Annotated in this window: 7 protein-coding genes; 5 read left to right on the forward strand and 2 right to left on the reverse strand. The window is 71.1% G+C overall.

Features of this window, described 5'->3' with window-relative positions:
• Positions 1-656: 656 nt before the first annotated feature.
• From ACFXB5_RS49965 to rox, 4 genes are all read left to right on the forward strand, one after another.
• Complete coding sequence (locus ACFXB5_RS49965) at positions 657-2,549, forward strand: discoidin domain-containing protein (protein ID WP_385221820.1); 1,893 nt, start codon at positions 657-659, stop codon at positions 2,547-2,549.
• Between the two features lie 84 nt (positions 2,550-2,633).
• A complete protein-coding gene (locus ACFXB5_RS49970) occupies positions 2,634-2,984 on the forward strand; it encodes an L-rhamnose mutarotase (RefSeq protein WP_385221821.1) in 351 nt (116 codons plus the stop codon).
• A gap of 208 nt (positions 2,985-3,192) precedes the next feature.
• Positions 3,193-4,800, forward strand: coding sequence for a S1 family peptidase (locus ACFXB5_RS49975; protein ID WP_385221824.1), 1,608 nt, complete (start codon positions 3,193-3,195; stop codon positions 4,798-4,800).
• A 305-nt stretch (positions 4,801-5,105) separates the two neighbouring features.
• Positions 5,106-6,599 (forward strand): rifampin monooxygenase, encoded by a 1,494-nt coding sequence (rox, locus tag ACFXB5_RS49980; RefSeq protein ID WP_385221836.1) that lies wholly within the window; start codon positions 5,106-5,108, stop codon positions 6,597-6,599.
• Here the strand turns inward: rox and ACFXB5_RS49985 are convergent.
• On the reverse strand, positions 6,596-7,360 hold the full coding sequence (locus tag ACFXB5_RS49985; protein ID WP_385221827.1) for a uracil-DNA glycosylase: 765 nt from the start codon (positions 7,358-7,360) through the stop codon (positions 6,596-6,598). The two genes, rox and ACFXB5_RS49985, sit on opposite strands and share 4 nt — an antisense overlap.
• Positions 7,357-9,102 (reverse strand): DNA polymerase/3'-5' exonuclease PolX, encoded by a 1,746-nt coding sequence (polX, locus tag ACFXB5_RS49990; protein ID WP_385221830.1) that lies wholly within the window; start codon positions 9,100-9,102, stop codon positions 7,357-7,359. Before polX ends, ACFXB5_RS49985 begins: the two co-directional genes overlap by 4 nt.
• Before the next feature lie 131 nt (positions 9,103-9,233).
• On the opposite strand from polX, the gene ACFXB5_RS49995 reads away from it, so the two are divergent.
• A complete protein-coding gene (locus ACFXB5_RS49995) occupies positions 9,234-10,388 on the forward strand; it encodes a hypothetical protein (RefSeq protein WP_385221833.1) in 1,155 nt (384 codons plus the stop codon).
• The last annotated feature ends 60 nt before the right edge of the window (positions 10,389-10,448 follow it).

The following is a 10,448-nucleotide window of genomic DNA, read 5'->3' on the forward strand; positions in this document are numbered from 1 at the left end:
GAGGCCTGGGTCCGGGGCTCTGCCCGAGGCCTGGGTCCGGGGCTCTGCCCGAGGCCTGGGTCCGGGGCTCTGCCCGAGGCCTGGGTCCGGGGCTCCGCCCGAGACCTCGGTCCGTGGCTCCGCCCCAGATCTTGGTCCGGGGCTCTGCCCTAGGCCTCGGTCCGTGGCTCCGCTTCAGGCCTCGGGCTGGGGTTCTGCTCCAGGCCTCGGTCCGGGGTTCTGCCCGAGACGGCGGACTGGGGTTCTGCTCCAGATCTTGGTCCGGGGCTCTGCCCTAGGCCTCGGTCCGTGGCTCCGCTCCAGGCCCCGGTCCGAGGTTCGGCTTCAGGCCCTGGGCTGGGGCTCCGTCCCAGGCCTCGGGCCGGGGTTCTGCTTCAGGCCTCGGTCCGCGGGTTCTGCTCCAGGCCTCGGTCCGGGGCTCTGCCCCAGGCTCCGGGCCGGGGCTCCGCCCCAGAGCTCGGGGTCCAGGGGCGGAGCCCCTGGTATCGGGAAGGGGCGAGGAGGGGAAAGATCCGCCGGCCCCACCCGACGCACACCGCACAGACGGCACCACGGCACGCAGGCACGTCGGAAAGCACATCGGCACTTCGGAACCACGGAACCACGGCACTTCGGCACCACACGTGCACCCCCACGACCTCATCGAGGAGAGCCGCATGCCATCCCGTACCCCCCGCATTCTGCTGAGCGCCCTCGCCACCCTGGCCACGGTGGCGGTGCTGACCACGGGCCCGGCCGTCGCCACACCCACCTCGCACTCCACCACGGCCGCCGTCCAGGCGATGTGGGACACCGACCGGGCGGCGGCCGCGTACGCCGCCGACCATGGCGCCGTCACCGCGTCCGGCAGCGAGAACGACGGCACCGCGCCGGGCCTGGCCTTCGACGGCAACGGGTCGACCCGCTGGTCCAGCCCGTTCACCGACAACGCGTGGATACGCGTCGACCTCGGCGCCACCATCCGGATCGACCGGGTCGTCCTGGACTGGGAGGCGGCCTACGGCAAGAAGTACGTCCTGGAGGTGTCGAGGAACGGCACCGACTGGACCCCCTTCTACACCGAGGACGCCGGTACCGGAGGATCCGTCACCGCCCACACCCATCCGCAGGACGTCGTCGGCCGCTACGTACGGATGCGTGGTATCGAGCGCGGCACGCCGCACGGCTATTCGCTGTACTCGTTCAAGGTGTACGGCGGAGAGCCCGCCCCGGCGTCCACGACCCGTACCAATCTCGCCCTGAACCACCCCGCCTCCTCCAACTACTACCAGCACGCGGGCAACTCGCCCGCCTTCGTCACCGACGGCGGCTGGCCCGCCAACCTCAAGGACGACCAGACCCGCTGGTCCAGCGACTGGAACGCCAACCGCTGGGTCTCGGTGGACCTCGGCGCGACCTCCACGATCGACACCGTCGACCTCTACTGGGAGGCGGCGTACGCCGTCGATTACCAGGTGCAGGTGTCCGACGACAACCGCACGTGGCGCACGGTCTACCAGCCCTCCGCCGCCGAGGTGGCCGCCCGCCGCGCGGATGTGAAGTCACCCGCGGACGCGGTGGGCCGCCATGACACCGTGAAGCTGTCGCAGCCCGCCACGGGCCGGTATGTGCGGATGCTGGGGAAGGAGCGCCGCTCCTTCTACAACCCGGCCCCGGCCACCGCCCAATTCGGCTACTCGCTCTACGAGTTCCAGGTCTGGGGCACCGGCGGAAGCGCCTCCGCCGCGTACCCGGCCCTCCCCGGTGAACAGTCCGGGGCGTACCGGACGACGTTCTTCGACGACTTCACCGGCGCGTCCCTCGACCGCTCGAAGTGGCGTGTGGTGCGGACCGGCCAGGAGATGGGGTCGGTCAATGGCGAGTCGCAGGCGTATGTCGACTCCTCCGACAACATCTGCACCGAGAACGGCAATCTCGTCCTCAGGGCGAAGTACTGCAAGGGCTGCACCCAGGCGGGCGGCGGCACCTATGACTTCACCTCCGGACGCATCGACACCCACACCAAGCTGGACTTCACCTACGGGCGGGTCAGCGCCCGCATGAAGCTGCCGGTCGGCGACGGCTACTGGCCCGCGTTCTGGCTGCTGGGCAGCGATGTGGACGATCCGTCCGTATCCTGGCCCTCCTCCGGCGAGACCGACATCATGGAGAACATCGGCTACGCCGACTGGACCAGCACCGCCCTGCACGGCCCCGGCTATTCGGCGGACGGCAACATCGGCGCCCGCCAGACCTACCCGGGCGGCGGCCGCGCCGACCAGTGGCACACCTACGCGGTGGAGTGGACACCCACCGGGATGCGCTTCCTCGTCGACGACCGGGTGGTCCAGGAGACGAGCCGCAACAAGCTCGAGTCCACCCGTGGCCAGTGGGTCTTCGGCCACAACCAGTACGTGATCCTCAACCTCGCCCTGGGCGGGGCGTACCCGGCCGGGTGGAACAAGGTCACCACCCCCTACTGGGGCCTGCCGCAGTCCAGCGTCGACCGGATCGCGGCCGGGGGAGTGCAGGCGGACGTGGACTGGGTGCGCGTCGAACAGAAGGGGTGAGCGCTGCATCATGGATCGTTGACGGGCGGCCGCCGTGGCCGCCCGGCAACGGAAGCAGCGGAAGAAGAAGGAGGAGGAGCGCCGATGCGGGTGGCGTTGCACTCGGTTCTCAAGGAGGGCCAGGAGTCGGGTTATGAGCAGGTGCACGCCACGGTCCCGGAGGACCTGCTGGCGACACTGCGCCGGGCCGGGATCACCAACTGGCGGATCTGGCGCAGCGGACGCCATCTCTTCCACCTCGTGGACTGCGAGGACTTCGCGGCCGCGATGGCGGCGCTGGACGAGGACCCGGCCAACCAGCGCTGGCAGGAGTTCATCGGCGCGTATGTCGACCACTTCGAGGACACCGGCGGTTCCCCCGCCGAGGCGGAGCGGATGGCGCTCGGCGAGGTGTGGGAGCTGCGCGCCCAGGCCGAGGCCGCCGGGCGCGGATAGCCGGGCGGGCAGCCGGAGCGATCGGCCGAACCGGCGGAGCCTACCGATCCGGATCGTTCGGCGCAGCTTTTCATCAGACCTTGAGTACGGGTGAGGACGGGGCGAACGCGTCCACGTACGACGTGGTGGCCCCGCACGGGGGCGTGTGCGGAACGCGGCAAGCGCTCCGCACACGCCTGCCGCGCATCCCCGACTGGAGGTCAGTGAGTTGAGCCACCGACGTGTGAACAAGCGGACCCTCGCCATTTCCGGAGCCGCCATCACCGCGCTCGGGGCAGCCGCCATTCTGCTGCCCAACGCGAACGCGAACCCGGACGAGACGTCGGGAGCCAAGACCTTCTCGTCCCCGGCCGCGGTGAAGCTCGCGAGGAGTCTCGCCTCGGACCTCGGTGACAACGGCGCGGGCTGGTACTACGACAACGGCAACCGCCAGCTGGTCATGAATGTGGTGGACGAGGACTCCGCCGAGTCCGTCCGGGCCAAGGGCGCCGTGGCGAAGGTCGTCCAGAACAGCATGGCCGATCTGAAGGCCGCCACCCAGACGCTGAGCGGCGACGCGTCGGTGCCCGGCACCGCCTGGTCGATCGACCCGGTCACCAACAAGGTCCAGGTGACCGCCGACCGGACGGTGACCGGCGCGAAGTGGGACACGCTGACCAAGGCCACGGGCCAGATGGCGGGCACGGTCAGCGTCAAGCGCAGCAAGGGCGAGTTCAAGAAGTTCGACGGCGAGGAGGCGGCCCAGCCCGGCGACAACGGCGGCGCGGGCGCCGGTGACGCGGCGGGCGACGCGGGCGATGCGGGCGCCGGGGATGCCGCCGGTGCGGCGGGCGGTGCGGGCGACGCGGGCGCCGGTGCCGCGGGGGCCGCCGGCGGTGCGGATGACGCCGGTGCGGGTGGCGCCGGAGAGGCCGCGGGCGGTGCGGGAGATGCCGCTGGTGGCGCCGGTGACGCCGCTGGTGGTGCGGGTGATGACGCCGGGGGCGGCGGGGACGCCGCGGCCGGTGGGCTCGACGGCGGCGATGCCATCTTCGGCGGTGGCGCCCGCTGTTCGCTGGGCTTCAACGTCAGCGTCGACGGCGCGCCGGGCTTCCTGACCGCGGGCCACTGCGGCAACGAATCCCAGACCTGGACCTCGGACGAGGCCGGCGCCCAGCAGGTGGGCACGGTGCAGGACTCCAAGTTCCCCGAGAACGACTTCGCGCTGGTGATGTACGACGACGCCACCACCCAGCCGTCCAGCACGGTCGACCTCCAGAACGGCAACACCCAGGAGATCGGGCGCGCCGTCGAGGCGAGTGTGGGCCTGAAGGTGCAGCGCTCCGGCTCCACGACCGGGGTCACCGACGGCACGGTCACGGGCCTCAATGCCACGGTGAACTACGGCAACGGCGACATCGTCAACGGCCTCATCCAGACCGATGTGTGCGCCGAGCCCGGTGACAGCGGTGGCGCGATGTTCGCCGAGGACGCGGCGGTCGGACTGACGTCCGGCGGCAGCGGCGACTGCACCCAGGGCGGTGAGACGTTCTTCCAGCCGGTGACCGCCGCGCTGGAGGCCACCGGCGCGGTCATCGGCGCGGACGGCGGTGGCGCCGGTGGCGGTGACGCGGCCGGTGGTGCCGGTGACGCGGCGGGCGGTGCCGGTGACGCGGCCGGTGGCGCTGGTGACGCGGCGGGCGGTGCCGGTGAGGCCGCAGGCGCGGGCAACGCCGGAGCCGGTGACGCGGGCGCCGGTGACGCGGGCGCTGGTGACGCGGGTGCCGCCGCCGGAGCCGGTGACACCGGCAGCGTCGCGGGCCAGGGTCTCAACTGATCCGGCCCACCCCATGAACGAGGTCCCGGGCGCCCTCCTGCCCCAGTGCCCGGGGCCTCCCCTTTCCCTACGGCCTGCCCCGGTCTCCTATCTCTGTTCGGAGTCGTGATCGCGTGGCTGGGAAAGAATTGGACGGGATGATGTCGGGCTTGTAGCTTGCAGTGGACCGTGACCCCGCCCGAGGAGGTGAGACCCATGAACGCTGTATCGATGTGGGTGCTCCCCCTTCCCGTCACGGCCGGGCGATTGACGTAGGTGTCGCCGGGAGCGCCTCGCCAACAAGGCACTCCCGAAAGGCAACACCTATGCACTCTCCGCAATTCACCACCGATCCGTTGTTCGACGTGATCATCGCCGGGTGCGGGCCGACTGGCGCGATGCTGGCCACCGAACTGCGGCTGCACGATGTGCGGGTACTCGTTCTGGAGAAGGAAACCGAGCCCGTGTCGTTCGTCCGCATAGTCGGTCTCCATATTCGCAGTCTCGAGCTGATGGCGATGCGCGGACTGCTGGACCGCATTCGCCGGCACGGAAGACAGCGTCCGGCCGGCGGTTTCTTCGCCGCCATCCCCAAACCCGCGCCCAAGGGCCTGGATTCCGCGCACGCCTATCTGCTGGGCATCCCGCAGCCGGTCATTGAACATCTTCTTGAAGAGCATGCGATCGAACTGGGTGCGCAGGTCCGACGTGGTTGCGCGGTCGCCGGGTTCGAGCAGGACGACGAGGGCGTAACCGTCGAACTGGCCGACGGCGAACGGCTGCGTTCGCGCTACCTCGTCGGCTGTGACGGCGGGCGCAGCGCGGTGCGTAAACAGCTCGGTGTCGGCTTCCCCGGCGAGCCCTCACGGAACGAGACGCTGATGGGCGAGATGGAAGTGGGCGTGTCGCAGGAGGAGATCGCCGCCAAGGTGACCGGAATCCGCGAGACTCATCAGCGATTCTGGCTCCGGCCCTTCGGCGAAGGGGTCTACAGCGTCGTAGTGCCCGCCGCGGGAGTCAGCGACCGCGCGGAACCGCCCACCCTCGAGGATTTCAGACAACAGCTGCGCACCATCGCCGGAACCGATTTCGGCGTGCACTCCCCGCGCTGGTTGTCCCGCTTCGGCGATGCCACCCGGCTGGCCGAACGTTATCGGGTCGGGCGGGTGCTGCTGGCCGGCGATGCGGCGCACATCCATCCACCCACCGGCGGACAGGGCCTCAATCTGGGCGTTCAGGACGCATTCAACCTCGGCTGGAAACTGGCCGCACAGATCCGGGGCTGGGCGCCGGAGACACTGCTGGACACCTACCAGGCCGAACGTCATCCGGTCGCCGAGGACGTGCTGGACAACACCCGCGCCCAGATGGAACTGCACTCCACCGAACCGGGCCCGCGGGCCGTGCGCAGGCTGCTCACCGAACTGATGGACTTCGACGAGGTGAACCGCTATCTGATCGAGAAGATCACCGCGATCGGCATTCGCTACGACTTCGGCGAAGGCCCCGACCTGCTCGGCCGCCGCCTGCGCGACATCGACGTGAAACAGGGCCGCCTCTACGATCTGCTGCACCGCGGCCGCGGCCTGCTGCTGGACCGCACCGAACGGCTGACCGTCGGCGGCTGGTCGGACCGGGTCGATTACCTCGCGGATCCCACCGCGGCACTGGATGTTCCGTGCGTCCTGCTACGCCCCGACGGCCATGTCGCCTGGATCGGCGACGATCAGCAGGACCTGGACGACCACCTCTCCCGCTGGTTCGGCAAGCCCGCCAACTCGCCTACGAGACCTACGAGACCTACGACCCTCCGGCCCTAGCCGGAGACCGGAAGCCCCGCCGCCTCCGCCGCCGCGCCGAGCACCTCGCGCAGCATGGCCGGGGTGAGCCGCCCGGTGAAGGTGTTCTGCTGGCTCACGTGGTAGCAGCCGAAGAGCGTGAGCGGCGGCCCGTCGTCGGCCGCCCGCAGCGTGGCCCGCGCGCCGTGGCCGAACACCGGCCGGGGCCGGGGCACGGCCCATCCGGTCGCCTCCAGGGCGGGCATCACGGCCTGCCAGCCGAAGGCGCCGAGCACCACCGCGGTCCGCAGCGTCGGCCGCAGCAGCCGCAGCTCCCGGGCCAGCCAGGAGCGGCAGGTGTCCCGCTCCTCGGGGGTGGGGCGGTTGGCGGGCGGGGCGCAGTGCACCGGCGAGGTGATCCTGACCCCGTACAGCTCCAGACCGTCGCCGCGGTGGGTGGCGGTCGGCCGGCTGGCCAGTCCCAGGTCGTACAGCGCGGCGTACAGGAAGTCGCCGGCGCGGTCGCCGGTGAACATCCGGCCCGTGCGGTTTCCACCGTGGGCGGCCGGTGCGAGCCCCACGATCGCCATCCCGGCGTCCGGCGGCCCGAACCCGGGCACCGGCCGCCCCCAGTACTCCCAGTCGGCGTAGGCCCGGCGCTTGGTGCGGGCGGCCTCCTCCCGCCACTGGACCAGCCGGGGGCAGGCACGGCAGTCGATGACCCGGGTGTCCAGCTCGGCGAGGGTTTCGGCGCCGGGGGCCTGACGGGCGGGGTAGGAGCGGTCGGGTTCGGAGGTGGTCATGTTGGGGGCTGGTGCCCCGTGTCCTTGCGCAGAAAACGTCGCAGCCGGGTGAGCGACCAGGTGTTGATGACATCGTCCGGGGTCAGCCAGCCCCGCTGGGCCATGCCCACCCCGTACCGCATGTTGTCCAGATCCCGGGTCGAGTGGGCGTCGCTGTCCAGGGCGAACACCACCCCGTGCGACTTGGCCCGCAGGATGTTGTCGTCCGACAGGTCGAGCCGGTCCGGATGTGCGTTGATCTCCAGCGCGGTGCCGGTGCGGGCGCAGGCGGCGAACACCTCGTCCAAGTCGGCGTCGATACCGGGCCGTTTGCCGATAAGACGGGTGGTCGGATGGCCGATGACGTGCACATACGGGTTCTCGCAGGCCCTCACCAGCCGCCGGGTCATGGCCTTGCGGTCCAGGCCGAACTGGGTGTGCACCGAGGCCACGCACAGATCGAAGTCCTCGAGGAACCCGGGCGGCCAGTCCACGTCCCCGTCGACGTCGATGTTCAGCTCCACGCCGTGCAGCAGCCGGGTGTCCCCGCGGCCGCGCCCCCGGTCGAGTGCGCGCACCCGCTCCCGCTGGGCCAGCATCTTCTCCTCGGTCATCTGCTGCATGTACAGCTTGGGCGCGTGATCGGTGATGGCGTAGTACGCGTAGCCGCGCCGCTCCGCCTTGGCGATCATGTCCTCCAGCGATTCCAGCCCGTCGGTGAGGTTGGTGTGGGTGTGCAGATCGCCCCGGAGGTCGGACTCCTCGACCAGCCGGGGGAGTTGCCCTTCGAGGGCCGCCTTGACCTCGCCCCGGTCCTCGCGCAGCGTCGGCGGGATCCAGTCCATGCCGAGCCGGGCGTAGACGTCCTCCTCGCTCCGTGAGGCGATCGTCTTGCCGCTCTTGGTCTCGAAGAGGCCGTACTCGGAGAGTTTGAGGCCATGGCGCACCGCGATCGCGCGGATGCGGATGTTGTGCGCCTTGGAGCCGGTGAAGTACAGCAGTCCCGCGCCCCAGGAGTCCAGCGGCAGGACCCGCAGATCCACCTGGAGTCCCTTCGTGGTGCGGATCGAGGTCTTCTTCTGGCCGTGGGCGATCACCTCGGAGGTGAGCGGCAGCCGGGTGAACGCCTCCATGAACGGGCCGGATTCCTCCGCCGCCACCAGGATGTCCACATCACCCACGGTCTCCCTCATCCGGCGCAGCGACCCGGCGTAGGCACACCGCCGGCAGCCAGGCACCTTGGACAGGGCGGAGACGATGTCATCGGCCACGTCCATGGCCTCGTCGAGCGGGATGCGGTTGCCCGCGGCACGCATCAGCCCGATGCCGTGCAGGATGTTCTCCTCGGACTTCGGACCGAAGCCCTTGAGGTCGCGCAGCTGGTGGTCCTCGATGGCCTGGGCCAGCTGGTCGATCGAGGAGATCTCCAGCTCCTCGTAGAGGATCATGGCCTTCTTCGGCCCGAGCGCCGGGATGGCGGTCAGCTCCCGCACCCCGGCCGGGATCGCGGCGCGCGCCTCCTCGACGGCGGGCATGGTCCCGGTGTGCAGGTACTCGACCACCTTGTCGGCGATCGACCGGCCCACATTGGGGATGTCCCGCAGCGCCTTCGCGTCGAACTGCGAGATGTCGGCCGCATGGCCGCCGATCGCCCGGGCGGCCTTCTCGTACGCACGCGCCCGGTACGCGTCCCCGCCCGTGATCAGGAGCAGATCGGCGTATTCGCGCAGGAGGGCTTCGACCTCCTCGTTGGAGCGAGCCATGACAGCGATTTTAGTCGGCTCTGGCGATCCCGGTGAGGTGGAGGGATCCTGGTGTCAGGAGCGAAACGGCGATCCGCGCGAGACGGGTCGACCGGTTTCTGCCGTGTGTTTCCCCGGGTTTGGGGGAGGTCATGGACGTTGGATTCCTGAAGCCGTTGTTCGACCGCCCCGGTCCATGGGCGGGCGTGTACATGGACACTTCCCGCAGTACGGAGGACGCGCCCAGGCGGCGCCGGCTGCGGGAGCGGTTCGTGGCGGATCAGCTGGCCGGCCAGGGCGCCGACCGCGCCACCTGTGACGCGGTGATCGAGCGGCTGGCCGGTGAGCAATGGGCCAGGGCGTCCGCGGGGCGGGCGCTGTTCGCGGCGGGCGGCGAGGTGGTGCTCGACCTGCCGCTGGCCACGTCCCCGGTCGACGTGATGACGTCCTGGTCGATGCTGCCGCGAGTGGCGCCGCTGGCCGCGTTCCGCGGTGAGTGGCCGGCCTGTCTGGTGGCCTTCGTCGACCAGGCGGGGGCCGATCTGGAGCTGCGGGACGACACCGGTGCCCGCCCGGCGGGGCGCGCCGGGGGCCGCAGAGCGCATGGCCGGGGCCATCGGTCGGTGCCCGCCGACCGCTTCGAGTGGCACTACCGCAACCGGGTCGGGAACACCTGGGAGCAGACCGCCGACCGGGTGGCCGACGAGCTGATGCGGCAGTGGACGGACAGCGACGCCGACCTGCTGATCCTGGCCGGTGATCCGCGCGAGCGACGGGCCGTACGCGACCGGCTGCCCGAGCCGCTGCGGGCCAAGACGGAGGAGACCCGCCACGGCAGCAGGGCCGCCGGCTGCTCCGAGCAGCTGAACGTGGAGATCGACCACGCCCGGGCGGAGTACGCCCGCGCCCATCTGGAGACGGTTCTCGATCTCTTCCGCGCCGGGCGGGGCCGCCCCGGCGGACCGGCCCTGGGCGGACATGACGGCACCGGGCCGCCGAGCAGCGGGGCGGCGGAGGGCGTACCGGCGGTGGTGGAGGCCATGCGCCGCCACCAGGCGGCCACGCTGCTGCTGGGGCACGCGGGCGGCGATATGCGCCATGAGGTGTGGATCGGGCCGGACGCCGATCAGGTGGCCGTGCAGCGCTCCCAGGCGCGCGCCATGGGCGTCAGAACACCCGAGCCCGCCCGCGCGGACGACGCGTTGATGCGGTCCGCGACAGTGGCCGACACCGAGGTGCTGGTGGTGCCCGAGGGAATCCAGGGACCGGCCGGGGGCCTGGGCGCGGTGCTGCGCTGGCACGCCTGAACGAGGCGCGGGGCCGGGGGGGGGGGGGGGAGAGTGACGCCCCCGGCCCACCCCAAGGTG

It is taken from the genome of Streptomyces sp. NPDC059455 (assembly GCF_042750115.1).
Taxonomy (GTDB): domain Bacteria; phylum Actinomycetota; class Actinomycetes; order Streptomycetales; family Streptomycetaceae; genus Streptomyces; species Streptomyces endocoffeicus.